The following is a 17,701-nucleotide window of genomic DNA, read 5'->3' as shown; positions in this document are numbered from 1 at the left end:
ACCCTGGGAATATACAGAGTTTTACGGCCCTGACCGCAAGCTGAATCGCCCGGGGCATCCCTGTTACAGATGCGCGGGCGCGCCCGGGTCGCAGGGCGCCTGTCTCCGCAGGGGTCCGGTGCCTGTCCCCGCGGGGACAGGCACCCGACAGGCGCCCCCGGCCCCGCGTCCGTTACATGACGAATTCCGGCGCCTCGGAGGGCATGCGTTGCCGGGCGGCGGCGGCCGCCGCCGGGGTGAGCTCGGCCTTCTCGACCTGGCACTGCTCCATCTCGCCCTCCCGCTCGGTGCGGCCGCTGAGCAGCGGGCAGCGGGCGAACAGCTCCGCCACCCAGTCGGAAAATACCCGCACTTTCGGCGAAAGCTGGCGGCTTTGCAGGTACAGCAGCGACATGGGCACGGGTTTCGGCTTCCATTGCGGCAGCACCTCGATCAGGTCGCCCGATTGCAGATGCGGCAGCGCGATATAGCGTGCCGTCTGGATCAGGCCGAACCCCTGCAGGCCGCAGGTCAGATGGGCGCTCAGGTCATTGACCGACACCACGCCGGGGACGTCGACCAGGGTTTCCTTGCCGTCCACCACGAAATCCCAGCTGCAGTTGCGCCCGGTGGCCGAGAAATAATGCACCGCCTGGTGCTCGGCAAGCGCCTGCAGCGTATGCGGCATGCCCTTGCGCGCCAGGTACGACGGCGCCGCGCAGGTCAGCGTCTGGAAGGTGCCGATGCGGCGCGCCACCAGGCTGGAATCCTCCAGCTCGCCGGAGCGGATCACGCAATCGACGGCCTCCTGCACCAGGTCGACCCGGCGGTCGCCCATGCCGATGACCAGCTCGATATCGGGATAGCGGGTGTGGAATTCGCACAACGCCGGAATCAGCACCAGCCGGCCGATACAGGGGGGCACGTCGACCCGCAGCCGCCCCTGCGGGCGCGCCGCGGCGTCCTGGAAGCAGGCCTCGGTTTCCTCGACCTCGGCCAGGATGCGGGTGGCGTGCTTGTAGTAGGCCGCGCCATCCGGCGTCAGGCTGATGCGGCGCGTGGTGCGGTTGAGCAGGCGCACGCCCAGGTGGCGCTCCAGGCCCTGGATGACGGTGGTGACGGTGGTGCGCGGCAGCACCAGCGCGTCGGCGGCCCGGGTGAAGCTGTTGGCTTCGACCACGCGCACGAAGACCTGCATGGCTTGGAAACGGTCCATGGCGGCGTCCTGAATAAGTGTGTGCGCAAAGCATAACGCTGTTTTGGCCTGGATTGTTCGTCCGGAACAAACAGTGTTGACGGCCAGCCATTGTTTATCCGGACCGACAAAACACTCAGAATTTGTCCATCCGAATCGCCCGCCGGCTCTCCAGCCGTCCGTCGCACCCCCGGGGCGCTGCGCTCGCAGCCCCGGCCGGCGGGGCCCGTTTCTCCCCTATCAGCCCAGTTTCAAGGAAACACCATGATTGTTTCACGCCATCGTATTGCGCTGTTGGCGGTCGTCGCGACGCTGCTTGCAGCGGGCGGCGCCTATTCCCTGCTCCGCTCGCCGGGCGGCCCCGCCCAGGCCCAGGCCGTCCCGGCGGCCGCGCCGGTGGACGTCGCGCCGGCGCTGGGCCGCACCATCGTGGACTGGCAGCGCTACTCGGGCCGCCTGGAAGCCATCGACCGCATCGACATCCGGCCGCTGGTCTCCGGCACCCTGACCGAGGTCCATTTCCAGGATGGCAGCCTGGTGAAAAAGGGCGACGTGCTGTTCACCATCGATCCGCGGCCCTATGTGGCCGAGGTCGACCGGGCGCGCGCGGCGCTGGCGGCGGCGCGCGCCCGCGTGTCGTACACCGCCGCCGACCTGGCGCGCGGCCAGCGCCTGCTGGCCGAGAACGCGATCGCCCGGCGCGATTTCGAGGAAAAGCAGAACGCCGCCCGCGAAGCCGCCGCCAACCTGCAGGGCGCGCAGGCCGCCCTGGAGTCGGCCGAGCTGAACCTGGGCTATACGCGCATCGCCGCGCCGGTCGATGGCCGCGTGTCGCGCGCCGAGGTGACGGTGGGCAACGTCGTGGCCGCCGGCGCCGCGTCGGTGCCGCTGACCACGCTGGTATCGGTGGCCCGCATGTATGCCTCGTTCGATGTGGACGAGCAGACCTTCCTCAAGTATGTGAATCCGGCGCGCAACGGCACGGTGCCGGTGCAGCTGGGACTGGCCAACGAAGACGGCTACTCGCGCGAAGGCCGGGTGCAATCGGTGGATAACCGCATGGATCCCACCTCGGGCACCATCCGGATGCGCGCCGTGTTCGACAACGCCGACGGCAGCCTGGTGCCAGGCCTGTACGCCCGCATCCGCCTGGGCGGCGGCGCGCCGCGCGACGCGGTGCTGGTCGACGAACGGGCCATCGGCACCGACCAGAACAAGCGCTTCGTGCTGGTGCTGGAGGAAGGCAACCGCACCGCCTACCGCGAGGTGCTGCTGGGCGCCAACGTCGGCCCGCTGCGCGTGATCGAGAACGGCCTGCACGCGGGCGAGCGCATCGTCGTCAACGGCCTGCAGCGCGTGCGCCCGGGCGATGTGGTCGCGCCCAGCCAGGTTTCCATGGACACGGCGCCGGGCGCGGTCAAGACCGCGGCGGCGGCGCTGCGCTGAACAAGGCGGGATTCCCATGAATATCTCCCGATTCTTCATCGATCGCCCGATTTTCGCAGGCGTGCTGTCGGTGGTGGTGTTGCTGGCCGGCCTGCTGGCCATGTTCCAGCTGCCCATCGCCGAGTATCCGGAAGTGGTGCCGCCATCGGTGGTGGTGCGCGCCCAGTATCCGGGCGCCAACCCCAAGGTCATCGCCGAAACCGTGGCCTCGCCGCTGGAAGAAGCCATCAATGGCGTCGAGGACATGCTGTACATGCAGTCGCAGGCCAACAGCGACGGCAACCTGACGCTGACGGTCAACTTCAAGCTGGGGGTGGACCCCGACCAGGCGCAGCAGCTGGTGCAGAACCGCGTGTCGCAGGCGCTGCCGCGCCTGGGGGTGACCACCATCAAGAGTTCACCCACGCTCACGCTGGTGGTGCACCTGATCTCGCCCAACGACCGCTACGACATCACGTATCTGCGCAACTACGCCATCATCAACGTCAAGGACCGGCTGGCGCGCCTCAATGGCGTGGGCGAGGTCGCGGTGTGGGGCTCGGGCAATTACGCCATGCGCGTATGGCTGGACCCGCAGAAAGTCGCCCAGCGCGGCATGACCGCCAGCGAGGTGATCGCCGCGATCCGCGAGCAGAACGTGCAGGTGGCCGCCGGCGTCATCGGCGCCTCGCCCACGCAGGGCGACGTGCCCCTGCAGCTCAACGTCAACACGCGCGGCCGCCTGCAGACCGAGCAGGAATTCCGCGACATCATCCTCAAGACCTCGCCCGACGGCGGCGTCACCTACCTGGCCGACGTGGCGCGCGTCGAACTGGACGCGCAGGAGTACGGGCTGCGTTCGCTGCTGGACAACCGCCAGGCGATCGGCATGGGCATCATGCAGGCGCCCGGCGCCAACGCCCTGGACGTGGCCGACCAGGTGCGCGCCACCATGCAGGAGCTGGCGCAGGACTTTCCGCCCGGCGTGGAGTACCGCATCGAGTACGATCCGACCCAGTTCGTGCGCGCCAGCATCAAGGCGGTGGTGCACACCCTGCTCGAGGCCATCGCCCTGGTGGTGCTGGTGGTGATCCTGTTCCTGCAGACCTGGCGCGCCTCCATCATCCCGCTGCTGGCGGTGCCCGTCTCGATCGTGGGCACCTTCGCGCTGCTGCTGATGTTCGGCTACTCGATCAACGCCCTGTCGCTGTTCGGCATGGTCTTGGCCATCGGCATCGTGGTGGACGACGCCATCGTGGTGGTCGAGAACGTGGAACGCAACATCAGCGCCGGGCTGACCCCGCGCGAGGCCACCTACCGCGCCATGCGCGAGGTGAGCGGCCCCATCATCGCCATCGCCCTGACGCTGTGCGCGGTGTTCGTGCCGCTGGCCTTCATGACCGGGCTGAGCGGACAGTTCTACAAGCAGTTCGCCATGACCATCGCCATCTCGACGGTGATCTCGGCCTTCAACTCGCTGACGCTGTCGCCGGCGCTGTCGGCCCTGCTGCTCAAGGGCCACCACGACAAGCCCGACTGGCTGACGCGCGGCATGAACCGCTGGCTGGGCGGCTTCTTCAACGGGTTCAACCGCGTGTTCGGGCGCGCCTCCGAGTCGTACGCGACAGGCGTCAGCGGCGTGATACGCCGCAAGGCGTCGGCCATGGGCGTGTATGCCCTGCTGCTGGCGCTGACCGTGGGCGTGTCGTACCTCGTGCCCGGCGGCTTCGTGCCGGCGCAGGACAAGCAGTACCTGATCGGCTTCACGCAGCTGCCCAACGGCGCCTCGCTGGACCGCACCGACGCGGTGATCCGCCGCATGTCGGACATCGCGCTGGCCGAGCCGGGGGTGCAAAGCGCCATCGCGTTTCCGGGCCTGTCGATCAACGGGTTCACGAACAGCTCCAGCGCGGGCATCGTGTTCGTCACGCTCAAGCCCTTCGACGAACGCAAGCCGGCGGCGCTCTCGGGCGATGCCATCGCCGCCAGCCTGAACCAGAAATTCGGCGCCATCAAGGATGCGTATATCGCGGTGTTCCCGCCGCCGGTCATGGGGCTGGGCACGCTGGGCGGCTTCAAGCTGCAGCTGGAGGACCGCGCCGCGCTGGGCTACGCCGAGCTGGACAAGGCGGCCCAGGCGTTCCTGGCCAAGGCGGCGCAGACGCCCGAGCTGGGACCTTCGTTCTCGAGCTACCAGATCAACGTGCCGCAGCTGGACGTGGACCTGGACCGGGTCAAGGCCAAGCAGCTGGGCGTGCCGGTGACCGACGTGTTCGACACCATGCAGATCTACCTGGGCTCGGTCTACGTCAACGACTTCAACCGCTTCGGCCGGGTGTTCCAGGTGCGCGCGCAGGCCGACGCGCCGTTTCGCGCCCACCCGGACGACATCCTGCAGCTGAAGACGCGCAACGACGCCGGCGACATGGTGCCGCTGTCCTCGCTGGTGCAGGTGCGCCAGTCGTTCGGGCCCGAGATGGTGGTGCGCTACAACGGCTACACGGCCGCCGACATCAACGGCGGCCCGGCCCCCGGCTACTCGTCCGACCAGGCGCAGGCCGCGGCCGAGCGCGTGGCGGCCGAAACCCTGCCGCGCGGCGTGAAGTTCGAATGGACCGACCTGACCTACCAGCAGATCCTGGCGGGCAACGCCGGCCTGTGGGTGTTTCCGATCAGCGTGCTGCTGGTGTTCCTGGTGCTGGCCGCGCTGTACGAAAGCCTGACCCTGCCGCTGGCGGTGATCCTGATCGTGCCCATGAGCATCCTGGCCGCGTTGACCGGCGTCTGGCTGACCGGCGGCGACAACAACATCTTCACGCAGATCGGCCTGATGGTGCTGGTCGGCCTGTCGGCCAAGAACGCCATCCTGATCGTGGAGTTCGCCCGCGAGCTGGAGCTGCAGGGCATGGCGCCGCGCGAGGCGGCCATCGAAGCCAGCCGGCTGCGCCTGCGGCCCATCCTGATGACGTCGATCGCCTTCATCATGGGCGTGGTGCCGCTGGTGCTGTCCTCGGGCGCCGGCGCCGAAATGCGCCAGGCCATGGGCGTGGCGGTGTTCTTCGGCATGCTGGGCGTCACCCTGTTCGGCCTGTTCCTCACCCCGGTCTTCTACGTGCTGCTGCGCGCGCTGGGCGCGCGCCGGCTGCACGCCGCCGCCCCGCACCCGGCGCCGGTGACAGCGCCGCACCCCGAACATTGATGGGAATCGCAATCATGAAACACATACTGCCGCGCGGTTCCGCCCTGTTGGCCATGCTGCTGGTGCTGGCCGGCTGCGCGGTCGGGCCGCAATACGACAAGCCCGCCGTCGCCGTGCCGGCGGCCTACAAGGAAGCCGCCGCCTTGCCGGCCGGCCAGGCCGGCGCCTGGCAAGCCGCCCAGCCCGCCGAGGACGCCTTGCGCGGACAATGGTGGAAGATCTTCGGCGACCCGGCGCTGGACGCGCTGGAAGACGAGGCACAGCGCGCCAATCACAGCCTGCAGGCGGCCGCGGCGCGGCTGGCGCAGGCGCGCGCCTTGCAACGCGACGCCCGCTCGGCGCGCTTTCCGCGCGTGGACGCCGGCTTCGGCCCGACGCGCCAGCGCCCGTCGCCGGCCTCGCAGGGCCTGGAGCCGGAGGCCTCGACGCAGGCCTCCACCCTGTGGCGCGGGCAGCTGTCGGTGGCCTACGAGGCCGACCTGTTCGGCCGCGTCTCGGCCACGGTGGACGCCGCCACCGCCGACTCGCAGCAAAGCGAGGCGCTGTACCGCTCGGTGCTGCTGGCCCTGCAGGCTGACGTGGCGCAAGGCTATTTCCTGATCCGCGAACTGGACGCCGAACTGCGCATCTACCGGCAGACGGTGGAACTGCGCGGCGAAACGCTCAAGCTGATCCAGCGCCGCTACGACGCCGGCGACATCAGCGAACTGGACCTGGCGCGCGCCCGCGCCGAACTGGAGTCGGCACGGGCCGAGGCCTTGGGCGTGGAGCGCCGCCGCGCCGCCGCCGAGCATGCGCTGGCCGTACTGCTGGGCAAGACGCCGGCCGAGTTCGCCATGCCGGCACAGCCGCTGGCGCGCGTGGCGGTCAACGTGCCCGCGGGGCTGCCGTCCTCGCTGCTGGAACGGCGCCCCGACATCGCCGCCGCCGAGCGCGCCATGGCCGCGGCCAACGCCCGCATCGGCGCGGCGCGGGCGGCGTTCTTCCCGCGCCTGGACATCACCGGCGCGGCGGGGTTCGAATCGGCCGAGCTGGGCCAGCTGTTCGAGTGGTCCAGCCGCACCTTCCTGCTGGGACCGCTGGTGGGCGCGGCCCTGTCGCTGCCCATCTTCGACGGCGGCCGGCGCCAGGCCAGCCTGGACCGCGCCCGCGCCGTCTACGAAGAAGACGTGGCCAACTACCGCCAGACCGTGCTCGACGCCTTCCGCGAAGTGGAGGACAACCTCGCCAACCTGCGCATCCTGGCCGACCAGACCCAGGCCCAGGACGCCGCGCTGGACGCCTCGGCGCGCGCGGCCCGGCTGTCGCACACCCAGTACCGCGAAGGGTCCATCAGCTACCTGGACGTCATCGAGGCCGATCGCACCGTCCTGTTGCAACAGCGCGTGGCCGTGCAGCTCGACGGCGAGCGCGCCCGCTCCGCCGTCCAGCTCGTACGCGCGCTGGGCGGCGGCTGGGACACGCCCATCCCCCCACCTTCCCAGGAGTCCGTCTCCGCAGGAAAACGGGCGGCGGCAAACTCCTGAGCCGGTCGGAGCGCCTGTCCCCGCAGGGGAAGCGACACCTGCGGCCAGGGTGCCTGTCCCCACGGGGACTGATACCGTCCTGGCCGTCAAGCGTCGATGGCGTACGGCAGTGTGCCTGTCCCGGCAGGGACAGGCACACCCTGTCGCAGATATCAGTCCCCATGTCGGGACAGGCGCCGGTGTTCCGGTGCTTCGGTCCAGCCGCGCTTCGAACGATAATGCCCGCATGGCCCACCCACCCACCGAAGCGGCGATCGCGCCGCCCCGCCTGTTCTTCGCCCTGTGGCCGGACCCCGCCACGGCGGCCCGGCTGGCGGATTGGGCGGCGCACGCGCAGCTGGCATACGGCGGACGCGTCATGCGCACCGATACCCTGCACCTGACGCTGGCGTTCCTGGGCGCGGCCACGCCCGCCCAGGCCGCCGAGCTGTGCGCCGCCACCGCGGCACGGCGCATCGCGCCGGCCACCCTGGCGCTGGCCCGCTATGGCCTGTTCGCCCGCCAACGCATCGTCTGGGCCGGCCCGCAGCAGGCCGACGCCGCGCTGGCGGCGCTGCACGACGACTTGTGGACGTGGCTGCGCGCCCTGGGCTGGCCCGCGCCGCAGCAGGGTTTCCAGCCGCATGTCACGCTGCTGCGCAATGTGGACGCCCATGCCGCCGCGCCCGCGCCGCCGCCGCCCGTGGCGTGGCGCTACGACCACTACGCGCTGGTGCAGTCGCAGCCGCAGCACGGACGGGCCAGCTACCGGGTGCTGGCGCGCACGGCAGCCTAGGCCCGGCCGCGCGCCATGGCACAATCCGCCCACCATCCCATCACCTGCGCAGGGACAGCATGCTGATACTGCTGGACCAGAACGGCGTCCTGGCCGATTTCGAACACGCCTTCATCGACGCGTGGCGCAAGCGCCACCCCGATATCGAGCCGGTGGCGTTCGAGGACCGCAAGTCGTTCCATATCCGCGAAGACTATGCGCCCGAATTGCGGGGCCTGGCCGAGGCCATCTACACCGCGCCCGGCTTCATCCGCGACCTGCCGCCCGTGCCGGGCGCCATCGAGGCATTCCGCGAGCTGCTGGCGCTGGGCATGGACGTGCGCATCTGCTCGTCGCCGCTGATGCAGTTCGAGAACTACGTGGCCGAAAAGTATCTCTGGGTCGAACGCCACCTGGGCCGCGAGGCCACGCAGCGGCTGATCCTGACGCGCGACAAGACGCTGGTGCAGGGCGACCTGCTGATCGACGACCGGCCGGTCATCACGGGCGCGGCGCGGCCGCGCTGGCGCCACATCATCTACGACGCGCCGTACAACCGCGACCAGACCGACCGGCCCCGCCTGGACTGGCGCAATTGGCGCAATGTGCTGGCGGGCGAACTGTACCGCTCGGACGCCTGAACCGCCCTCCTCCCGCCGGCCGAAAACGACTATTCTGTGTGTCTACGCAGCATGACAGAATAAAAAGACAGGCGCCCGCCGTGCCGCGGCCTTGCGCTTGCCGAACCCGTTTCAGGAGGAGGTAGCGTCGTGAATCTTTATCGTCTGCTCAAGCAACGCGAGGCCGATCAGAAACCCTTGCGGGTGGCGTTGATCGGGGCCGGCAAGTTCGGCTCGATGTTTCTCAGCCAGGTGCAGCGCACGCCCGGCATGCGGCTGGTGGCGGTGGCCGACCTGGCGCCCGACCGGGCGCGCGCCGCGCTGACCCGGGTGGGCTGGCCCGCCGCGGCCCTCAACGCCGACACCATCCACCACGCCGTCAAGACCGGCAAGGTGTATTTCAGCGACGACGTGCGCTCGGTGAGCGTCGATCCGGAAGTCGAGATCGTCATCGACGCCACCGGGCAGGCCGCCGCCGGCATCGAACACGTGCTGACCTGCTGCGAATACGGCAAGCACATCATCATGGTCAACGTCGAAGCCGACGCGCTGGCCGGCCCGCTGTTGGCGCGCCGCGCGCGCGAGGCGGGCATCGTCTATTCGCTGGCCTATGGCGACCAGCCGGCGCTGATCTGCGAAATGGTGGACTGGGCGCGCGCCAGCGGCTTCGAGGTGGTGGCCGCCGGCAAGGGCACCAAGTACCTGCCCGAGTTCCACACCTCCACGCCCGATACGGTGTGGCCGTACTACGGCTTCACCGACGAGATGGTGGCGGCAGGCGATTTCAATGCGCAGATGTTCAACAGCTTCCTGGACGGCACCAAGAGCGCCATCGAAATGGCGGCCGTCTCGAATGCCACCGGGCTGCTGCCCTCGCCCACCGGCCTGCATTTCCCGCCATGCGGCGTGGACGACCTGGCGCGCGTGCTGCGGCCGCGCGAGGAAGGCGGCATGCTGCACCATCGGGGCCAGGTGGAAGTGGTGTCGTCGCTGGAGCGCGACGGCCGGCCGGTATTCCGCGACCTGCGCTGGGGCGTCTACGTGACGCTGGCCGGCGACAGCGACTACGTGCGCCGCTGCTTCAAGGAATACGGGCTGGTCACCGACCCCAGCGGCAATTATTCGGCCATGTACAAGCCCTATCACCTGATCGGGCTGGAGCTGGGCATCAGCGTGGCCAGCGTCGGCCTGCGGCGCGAACCGACCGGCTCGCCGGCCGGCTGGCATGGCGACGTGGTCGCCACCGCCAAGCGCGACATGGCGGCTGGCCAGGAACTCGACGGCAAAGGCGGATACACGGTGTACGGCCGCCTGATGCCGGCGCGCGACTCGGTGGCCGATGGCTGCCTGCCGCTGGGCCTGGCGCACAACGTGCGGCTGAAGCATCCGGTGCGGCAATCGCAGCCGATCCGCTGGAGCGACGTCGAGTACGACGAGCGCTCGCCGGCCGTGCAGTTCCGCCGCCTGATGGAGCAGACCTTCGCCTGACACGTTTCCTGCCCCCAGGGGGCAGGAAACCGCGTCCGTTACGCAAGCCTGGTGGCGGTCAGCGCTTCAGTTGCGACAGGTCGCGCACGGCGCCGCGGTCGGCCGAGGTGGCCAGCGCCGCGTAGGCGCGCAGCGCCTGGGACACCACGCGCTCGCGGTCGACCGGCTGCCAGGCCTGCTCGCCGCGCGCCTGCATGGCGGCGCGGCGCTCGGCCAGCACGGTGTCGCCGACGGCCAGGTGGATGCGGCGGTTGGGGATGTCGATCTCGATGGTGTCACCTTCTTCGACCAGGCCGATGGTGCCGCCCTCGGCCGCTTCCGGCGAGGCATGGCCGATCACCAGGCCCGACGAGCCGCCCGAGAAACGGCCATCGGTGAACAAGGCGCAAGTCTTGCCCAGCCCCTTGGACTTCAGGTAGGACGTGGGATAGAGCATCTCCTGCATGCCGGGGCCGCCCTTGGGGCCTTCGTAGCGGATGATGACTACGTCGCCGGCCTGCACGCGATCGCCCAGGATGCCTTCGACGGCGTCTTCCTGGCTTTCGAACACGCGCGCGCGGCCGGTGAAGACCCATTGCGATTCATCCACGCCCGCCGTCTTGACGATGCAGCCCTTCTCGGCCAGGTTGCCGTACAGCACCGCCAGGCCGCCGTCCTGCGAATAGGCGTGGGCCTTGTCGCGGATGCAGCCGGTCTGGCGGTCCATATCCAGCGTCAGGAAGGTCGCGTCCTGGCTGAAGGCCACCGTGGTCGGAATGCCGCCGGGCGCGGCGCGAAAGAATTTCTGGGCGGCTTCGCCGGCGCCGCCGTTGATGTCCCACTGGTTGATCGCCTCGCCCAGCGTGCCGCTGTGCACGTTGCCGCACGACAGGTCGAGCAGGTCGGCGCGCCCCAGTTCGCCCAGGATGCCGAGGATGCCGCCGGCGCGGTGCACATCCTCGATGTGGTATTTGTCGGTGGCCGGCGCCGCCTTGCACAGGCAGGGCACGCGGCGCGAGATGCGATCGATGTCGGACATGGTGAAATCCACGCCGGCTTCCTGGGCGGCGGCCAGCAGGTGCAGCACCGTGTTGGTCGAGCCGCCCATCGCCACGTCCAGCGTCATGGCGTTCTCGAACGCGCTCTTGGTGGCGATGCTGCGCGGCAGCACCGAGGCGTCGTCCTGCTCGTAGTAGCGCCGGCACAGCTCGACCACCAGGCGGCCGGCCTGCTCGAACAGGCCCTTGCGCCAGGCGTGCGTGGCGACGATGGTGCCGTTGCCCGGCAGCGCCAGGCCGATCGCCTCGGTCAGGCAGTTCATCGAGTTGGCGGTGAACATGCCGGAACAGGAGCCGCAGGTCGGGCACGCGCTGCGCTCGACCTCTTCGGCTTCGGCGTCGGACACGTTGGGATCGGCCGCCTTGATCATGGCGTCGACCAGGTCCAGCTTGGCGATGACCTTGCCGTCGACGGGCGAGGTGATCTTGCCCGCTTCCATCGGCCCGCCCGAGACGAACACCACCGGGATGTTCAGGCGCATCGCGGCCATCAGCATGCCCGGGGTGATCTTGTCGCAGTTCGAGATGCACACCATGGCGTCGGCGCAGTGCGCGTTGACCATGTACTCGACCGAGTCGGCGATCAGCTCGCGCGAGGGCAGCGAGTACAGCATCCCGCCGTGGCCCATGGCGATGCCGTCGTCGACCGCGATGGTGTTGAATTCCTTGGCCACGCCGCCGGCGGCCTCGATCTCGCTGGCCACCAGCGCGCCCAGGTCGCGCAGGTGCACGTGGCCCGGCACGAACTGGGTGAACGAGTTCACCACGGCGATGATGGGCTTGCCGAAATCGCCATCCTTCATGCCGGTAGCGCGCCATAGCGCGCGCGCGCCTGCCATGTTGCGGCCATGGGTGGAAGTACGGGAGCGATAGTGCGGCATGGTCTTTCTCGAACGGTTCGGGTTGCGCGAAACGCTAGATAATACGCCGGATCCGGGCGCGACGCCCCGCCGGCGCCTCAGGCCGGCGGCTCGCGCCGCGCCGCGAAGGCGCTGGGGCTGTCATAGCCCAGTTCCAGGGCCACATCCAGCACCCGCACGCCCTCGGCCAGCCGCTGCATGGCCCACAGCAGGCCAGCCTGCTGGCGCCAGCGGCCGAACGTCATGCCGGTGTGGCGCACGAACAGGCGCTGCACGGTCTTGGCCGTCACCCCCAGTTCGGCGGCCCACTCGGCCAGCCCGCGCGCCGCGCCGGGCTCGCTCAGGATGCCGCGGCATACGCGCGCCACGCGCGGCTCGTCGGGTTGCGGCAAATGCAGGGGCAGCGCCGGCTCCAGCCGGATTTCGTCCAGCAGCAGCGCCATCAGCCGGGCATCGCGCCCGCCCGGCCGCCAGTCCGGCGGCACCCGGGTGGCGGCCACGATCAGCTCGCGCAGCAGCGGCCCCACCGCCAGCACGCAGCAACGATCCGGCAAATGACCGGCCGCCCGCGGCGCCACGAAAACGGTGCGCACGCGCGGCTGGCCATGCATGCGGATGCTGTGCGCCATGCCGGCCGGCAGCCATATTCCCCGGGTGGGCGGCGCCACCCAGATACCGGCCTCCGCCTGCACCGTCATCACCCCCTCGATCGCGTACAGCAGCTGCGCGCGCCGGTGGCGATGGCGCGGCACGTGCTGGCCGTCGCGGTAGTCGACGGCCAGCGCCGTCACCGGCGCGCTGGCGTGCTCGTGCGGCGCCAATTGCGGCTTGGATTCGGCAATGTCCTTTTCAAGCGGATTCATGTCTTGTTGGCGTTAGACGGACATGCCCAGTGTACCTACCATGAGGCTTCCCTGACAGGCCGGAGACATCATGCTCGCCCACCCCGCAACCAAATACCGCCCCTTCGCCCCGTTCGCCGCCGACCATGCCGAGCGCGCCTGGCCCGCCCGCAGGCCGGCCGCCGCCCCGATCTGGATGAGCACCGACCTGCGCGATGGCAACCAGGCCCTGATAGAACCCATGGACGGCGCCCGCAAGCTGCGCCTGTTCGAACAGCTGGTGGCCGTCGGCCTGAAGGAAATCGAAGTCGCGTTCCCGTCGGTCTCGCAGACCGACTTCGACTTCGTGCGCAAGCTGATCGACGAGCGGCGCATCCCCGACGACGTCACCATCGAGGCGCTGACGCAGTCGCGCCCCGACCTGATCGCGCGCACCTTCGAGGCCCTGGCCGGTTCGCCGCGCGCCATCGTGCACCTGTACAACCCCATCGCGCCGCAGTGGCGTCGCATCGTGTTCGGCATGAGCCGCGCCGAGATCAAGGAAATCGCGCTGGCTGGCACGCGCCAGATCCGCGCGTTGGCCGACGCGAACCCGGGCACGCAATGGATCTATGAATACTCGCCGGAGACGTTCAGCCTGGCCGAGCTGGATTTCGCCAGGGAAGTCTGCGATGCCGTCAGCGCCATCTGGGGCCCCACACCGCAACGCAAGATGATCATCAACCTGCCGGCGACCGTGGAGTCGAGCACCGCGAACGTCTATGCCGACCAGATCGAATGGATGCATCGCAGCCTGGCGCGGCGCGACTGCATCGTGCTCAGCGTGCACCCGCACAATGACCGCGGCACCGCCGTGGCCGCGGCCGAGCTGGCGGTGCTGGCCGGGGCCGAACGGATCGAGGGGTGCCTGTTCGGCAACGGCGAGCGCACCGGCAACGTGGACCTGGTGGCGCTGGCGCTCAATCTGGAGCGCCAGGGCATTGCCAGCGGCCTGGATTTCCGCGACATGGCCGCCCTGCGGGCCTGCGTGAGCGAGTGCAACCAACTTCCCATCGACGTTTTCCACCCCTACGCCTGGCTCGACCAGGACTGACGCTAAGGAGAATCCGCAGGCGATTCCGGGGTCAATCCGCCCGTTGCGGCGCCTCGGTCCAGCGGAAGTATTCGCGCGGCGACACCCCCAGGGCGCGCCGGAACATGGCGGTGAAGGCGCCCGGGCTGCCGCAGCCCAGGTCCAGCGCCACGGCGGTGATCTGCTCGCCGCGCGACAGCCGCGCCAGCGCCTCCATCAGCAGCACCTTCTGCCGCCAGGCATTGAAGCTGGCGCCGGTCTGGGCGCGGAACAGCCTGGTCAGGTTGCGCCGGCTCAGCCCCCCGTAGGCGGCCCAGGCGTCCAGGCTGCCGGCGTTGGCCGGGTCGCGCAGCAGGGCCTGGCAGATGCGCGCCAGGCGCGCATCGCGCGGCATGGGCACATACAGCGGAGCGGCGCACACATGGCGCATCTCGTCGAGGATCAAGGCCCGGATATGGCCGGCGCGCTCGCTGCCGGCGTCCTGCGGCGGCAGCTTGACCGCCTCCAGGATAAGCGCCTGCAGCAACGGCGATACCTGGATCGTCTGGCATGCCGCCGGCAAGCCGTCGGCATGCGCCGGGTCGATGTACAGCGACCGGATCGCCACGCTTTCGAAGCCGCGTGTCTGGTGCAGCACGCCGGGCGCGATCCACAGCGCCTGGCCGGGCGCGACGACCCAGCTGCCCAGGTCGGTGATCACCGTCACGACCCCGCTCATGGCGTACAGCAGCTGGCCGCGATCGTGCCGATGCAGGGAGCTGACCGTGCCGGCCGGGTAATCGGTGGCCAGCGCCGCCATTTCGCCGGGCGCGCTTTGCACCTGCCGCGTCAGCAGATCCAGGTACGACAACTGGCGCGGCGCGGGAAACGCGGGCGCGCGGCGGGGCGACGGGTCTTTCGCGATCGCGGGCATGGTCGGACGGCGTACAGGGCTGGACCGGAAAATGATATGACAGCCCGCCCCGGCGGCCATAGCGGGTAAACGACTATAGCGGCCCGCCGCGCGCCCCCGGTTCGGCCTGCGCGCGCCACTACTTGGCCCGACCGCGCCAGTATGGCGCCCGCCGCCGCCCTAGGATGTCGGCATCGCTCACTGCCGACAGGACGCCACGTTGACCACCGCCGCGCTGCCATATCCCCTGGACCCGCAGATCCAGCGTTTCGTCGAACGCATGCAGGCCGATTCCGCCGCCCACCCGCGCCGCGACCTGGTGCCGGTGGAGCAGGCCCGCGCCATTTCCGAGGCGGTGCGCCGCCCGTGGGCCGAAGGCGGGCCGCAAATGGCCCGCACCCGGGAAATCCACGCGCCCACGCCGCACGGGCCGGTACGCCTGCGGGTGTACACGCCGCGCGCGGCCCGGCCGGGCCCGGCGATGCTGTATGTACATGGCGGCGGCTGGGTGCTGTTCAGCCTGGATACGCACGACCGCCTGATGCGGGAGTACGCCGAACGCGCCGGCCTGACCGTGATCGGCGTCGACTACACCCGTGCGCCCGAGGCGCGCTACCCGCGGGCCATCGAGGAGATCGTCGGCGTGATCGACTGGCTGGACGCCAACGGCGCCGAACTGGAGGTGGATCGCGCCCGGCTGTGCATCGGCGGCGACTCGGCCGGCGCCAACCTGTCGGTGGCCGCCTGCCTGACGCTGCGCGAACGCGGCGCCGCGCCGCTGGCCGGCATGGTCCTGAACTACGGCGTGTACGACGCCAATCTGTTTCGCGACTCGACCGTCAAGTACGGCGGCGGCGAATACCTGCTGTCGACCCAGCAGATGGTGTGGTTCTACTGGAACTACCTGCGCGCCGGCGACGATCCGCGGGATCCGCGCATCAGCCCGGTGCACGCGGACCTGCGCGGCCTGCCGCCGGCCTTCATGGCCATCACCGAACTCGACTTGCTGCACGACGCCAACCAGGACATGGCCGCGCGCCTGCGCGAAGCCGGCGTGGACGTGCAGGCGAAGGTCTATCCGGGCACGGTGCACAGTTTTCTGGAGGCGGTATCGCTGGCGCAGGTCAGCGTGGCCGCCTTCGACGATACCGCGGCCTGGCTGCGCGCGGTGCTGCGGCCGGCTGCGGCGGCGGCGGCGATCCATACGGGGGAACACCAACCATGAACTACCGACACATCCGGGGCACGCTGCGCGCCCTCCTGCTGGCCAGCGCCGCCATCGCCACCCTGGCCGGCGCGCCCGCGCAAGCCCAGACCCGCGGCGGCACGCTGCGCGCCATCGTGCATCCCGAGCCGCCCATCCTGATCACCGCCATCAATTCGCAATCGCCCACCCAGTTCGTCGGCGGCAAGATCTTCCAGGGCCTGTTGACCTACGACGCGGACCTCAAGCCGCAACCCAGCCTGGCGCGCGCCTGGCGCATCTCGCCCGACGGCCTGGTCTATACCTTCGAGCTGCAGCCCGACGTGAAATGGCACGACGGCAAGCCGTTTACCGCCGACGACGTGGTGTTTTCCATCGACAAGCTGGTGCGCGAGGTGCATCCGCGCACCAAGCTGATCCTCAACGCCTATGTGGAAAGCGTGCGCGCGGTAGACCCGGCCACCGTGGAAATCCGCCTGAAGGAACCCTTCGCCCCCTTCATCTCGATGTTCGAGACCGGCACCATGCCCATGATGCCCAAGCATCTCTACGAGGGCACCGATTACCGCAACAACCCCGCCAACCAGCACCCGGTGGGCACCGGTCCGTTCAAATTCAAGGAATGGGTGCGCGGCTCGCACATCGCGCTGGTGCGCAACGACGAATACTGGAAACCCGGCCTGCCCTACCTGGACGGCATCCGCTTCCAGGTCATTCCCGATTCGGCCTCGCGCGCGGTGGCCTTCGAACAGGCCAACGTGGACCTGGTCTACGGCGACGACGTCGACAGCGTCGACATCAAGCGCCTGCGCGCCCTGCCCGGCGTGCAATACACCACCAAGGGCTGGGAGATGTTCGGCCCCATGGGGCTGATGGTGCTCAACCAGCGCGAGGCGCCGTTCGACAATGTGCTGGTGCGGCGCGCCGTCATGCATGCCCTGAACCGCGATTTCATCGTCAAGAACATCTTCTTCGGCATGGGGCGCGTCCCCACCGGGCCGTTCAGCTCGGCCACGCTGTTCCATGACAAGGACCTGCCGGTCTACGACTACAACATCAAGAAGGCGCGCGCCCTGATCAAGGAGTCCGGCGTGGACGTCGGGCAGCGCACCTTGCGGCTGCTGGCGTTCCCGTACGGCGCCAACTGGGAGCGCGTGGGCGAATACACGCGGCAGACGCTGGAGCAGCTCGGCTTCAAGGTGGACATCCAGGCTACCGACGCCGGCGGCTGGGCCAGCCGCATGAGCCAGTGGGACTTCGACATCTCCTTCAACCACCCCTACCAGTACGGCGACCCGGTGCTGGGCGTGCAGCGCCTGTACCTGTCGAGCAACCGCGTCAAGGGCACGCCGTTCGGCAACAACCAGGGCTACCACAACCCCAAGGCCGACGCGCTGTGGCAGCAGGCCGCGCGCAGCGTGGACCCGGCCGAACGCCAGAAGCTGTACAGCGAACTGCAGCGCATCCTGGTGGACGACGCCGCGCTGGGCTGGCTGCTGGAAATCGACTACCCGACGCTGTACCGTGGCAATGTACACAACCTCGTCACCAGCGCCATCGGCGTCAAAGAAAGTTTCGACACGGTCTACCTCGACGCCCGCTGATTCC

Annotated in this window: 13 protein-coding genes; 9 read left to right on the top strand and 4 right to left on the bottom strand. The window is 69.5% G+C overall.

Annotated features, from left to right (window positions below; all coding sequences use genetic code 11):
• Positions 1–172: 172 nt before the first annotated feature.
• Positions 173–1,195 (bottom strand): LysR family transcriptional regulator, encoded by a 1,023-nt coding sequence (locus LK409_RS22605; RefSeq protein ID WP_010927475.1) that lies wholly within the window; start codon positions 1,193–1,195, stop codon positions 173–175.
• Between the two features lie 243 nt (positions 1,196–1,438).
• On the opposite strand from LK409_RS22605, the gene LK409_RS22600 reads away from it, so the two are divergent.
• From LK409_RS22600 to LK409_RS22575, 6 genes are all read left to right on the top strand, one after another.
• Positions 1,439–2,620 (top strand): efflux RND transporter periplasmic adaptor subunit, encoded by a 1,182-nt coding sequence (locus LK409_RS22600; protein ID WP_010927474.1) that lies wholly within the window; start codon positions 1,439–1,441, stop codon positions 2,618–2,620.
• A gap of 16 nt (positions 2,621–2,636) precedes the next feature.
• Positions 2,637–5,798: an efflux RND transporter permease subunit gene (locus LK409_RS22595; RefSeq protein ID WP_010927473.1), complete on the top strand. Its 3,162-nt coding sequence runs from the start codon at positions 2,637–2,639 to the stop codon at positions 5,796–5,798.
• A gap of 14 nt (positions 5,799–5,812) precedes the next feature.
• Positions 5,813–7,324 (top strand): efflux transporter outer membrane subunit, encoded by a 1,512-nt coding sequence (locus LK409_RS22590; protein WP_010927472.1) that lies wholly within the window; start codon positions 5,813–5,815, stop codon positions 7,322–7,324.
• A 187-nt stretch (positions 7,325–7,511) separates the two neighbouring features.
• Complete coding sequence (thpR, locus tag LK409_RS22585; protein ID WP_003807724.1) at positions 7,512–8,099, top strand: RNA 2',3'-cyclic phosphodiesterase; 588 nt, start codon at positions 7,512–7,514, stop codon at positions 8,097–8,099.
• A 59-nt stretch (positions 8,100–8,158) separates the two neighbouring features.
• Positions 8,159–8,719, top strand: coding sequence for a 5'-3'-deoxyribonucleotidase (locus LK409_RS22580; RefSeq protein WP_010927471.1), 561 nt, complete (start codon positions 8,159–8,161; stop codon positions 8,717–8,719).
• A 129-nt stretch (positions 8,720–8,848) separates the two neighbouring features.
• The gene (locus LK409_RS22575) at positions 8,849–10,186 is read left to right on the top strand and encodes an NAD(P)H-dependent oxidoreductase (protein ID WP_010927470.1); all 1,338 of its coding nucleotides are present in this window, start codon (positions 8,849–8,851) and stop codon (positions 10,184–10,186) included.
• A gap of 58 nt (positions 10,187–10,244) precedes the next feature.
• On the opposite strand, the gene ilvD is transcribed toward LK409_RS22575, so the two are convergent.
• On the bottom strand, positions 10,245–12,104 hold the full coding sequence (ilvD, locus tag LK409_RS22570) for a dihydroxy-acid dehydratase (RefSeq protein WP_003807716.1): 1,860 nt from the start codon (positions 12,102–12,104) through the stop codon (positions 10,245–10,247).
• A gap of 77 nt (positions 12,105–12,181) precedes the next feature.
• Positions 12,182–12,946, bottom strand: a complete 765-nt coding sequence (locus LK409_RS22565; protein ID WP_010927469.1) for an AraC family transcriptional regulator — start codon at positions 12,944–12,946, stop codon at positions 12,182–12,184.
• A gap of 70 nt (positions 12,947–13,016) precedes the next feature.
• Here LK409_RS22565 and LK409_RS22560 point away from each other — a divergent pair, with 70 nt between their 5' ends.
• Positions 13,017–14,018, top strand: a complete 1,002-nt coding sequence (locus LK409_RS22560) for a 2-isopropylmalate synthase (protein ID WP_010927468.1) — start codon at positions 13,017–13,019, stop codon at positions 14,016–14,018.
• A 31-nt stretch (positions 14,019–14,049) separates the two neighbouring features.
• Here the strand turns inward: LK409_RS22560 and LK409_RS22555 are convergent, their stop codons facing one another.
• Positions 14,050–14,910 carry an AraC family transcriptional regulator gene (locus LK409_RS22555; RefSeq protein ID WP_010927467.1) on the bottom strand — a complete coding sequence of 287 codons (861 nt, stop codon included), beginning with the start codon at positions 14,908–14,910 and terminating at the stop codon, positions 14,050–14,052.
• A 199-nt stretch (positions 14,911–15,109) separates the two neighbouring features.
• Here LK409_RS22555 and LK409_RS22550 point away from each other — a divergent pair, with 199 nt between their 5' ends.
• Both LK409_RS22550 and LK409_RS22545 read left to right on the top strand, forming a co-directional pair.
• Complete coding sequence (locus tag LK409_RS22550) at positions 15,110–16,114, top strand: alpha/beta hydrolase (RefSeq protein WP_010927466.1); 1,005 nt, start codon at positions 15,110–15,112, stop codon at positions 16,112–16,114.
• Positions 16,111–17,697 carry an ABC transporter substrate-binding protein gene (locus LK409_RS22545; protein ID WP_003807708.1) on the top strand — a complete coding sequence of 529 codons (1,587 nt, stop codon included), beginning with the start codon at positions 16,111–16,113 and terminating at the stop codon, positions 17,695–17,697. Before LK409_RS22550 ends, LK409_RS22545 begins: the two co-directional genes overlap by 4 nt.
• Positions 17,698–17,701: the final 4 nt, after the last annotated feature.

Origin of the sequence: Bordetella parapertussis (assembly GCF_020735925.1) — a bacterium.
GTDB classification, from domain to species: Bacteria; Pseudomonadota; Gammaproteobacteria; order Burkholderiales; family Burkholderiaceae_B; genus Bordetella; species Bordetella pertussis.
The sequence above is the reverse complement of the archived record's forward strand: the minus strand, read 5'-3'. Positions and strand labels throughout refer to the sequence as shown.

Excerpts from the sequence above, each read along its gene's own strand:
- LK409_RS22595 (WP_010927473.1), top strand. The coding sequence starts at position 2,637 with ATGAATATCTCCCGATTCTTCATCGATCGCCCGATTTTCGCAGGCGTG.
- LK409_RS22560 (WP_010927468.1), top strand. The coding sequence starts at position 13,017 with ATGCTCGCCCACCCCGCAACCAAATACCGCCCCTTCGCCCCGTTCGCC.
- LK409_RS22590 (WP_010927472.1), top strand. The coding sequence starts at position 5,813 with ATGAAACACATACTGCCGCGCGGTTCCGCCCTGTTGGCCATGCTGCTG.
- ilvD (WP_003807716.1), bottom strand. The coding sequence starts at position 12,104 with ATGCCGCACTATCGCTCCCGTACTTCCACCCATGGCCGCAACATGGCA.
- LK409_RS22600 (WP_010927474.1), top strand. The coding sequence starts at position 1,439 with ATGATTGTTTCACGCCATCGTATTGCGCTGTTGGCGGTCGTCGCGACG.
- LK409_RS22545 (WP_003807708.1), top strand. The coding sequence starts at position 16,111 with ATGAACTACCGACACATCCGGGGCACGCTGCGCGCCCTCCTGCTGGCC.
- LK409_RS22565 (WP_010927469.1), bottom strand. The coding sequence starts at position 12,946 with ATGAATCCGCTTGAAAAGGACATTGCCGAATCCAAGCCGCAATTGGCG.
- LK409_RS22555 (WP_010927467.1), bottom strand. The coding sequence starts at position 14,910 with ATGCCCGCGATCGCGAAAGACCCGTCGCCCCGCCGCGCGCCCGCGTTT.
- LK409_RS22580 (WP_010927471.1), top strand. The coding sequence starts at position 8,159 with ATGCTGATACTGCTGGACCAGAACGGCGTCCTGGCCGATTTCGAACAC.
- LK409_RS22605 (WP_010927475.1), bottom strand. The coding sequence starts at position 1,195 with ATGGACCGTTTCCAAGCCATGCAGGTCTTCGTGCGCGTGGTCGAAGCC.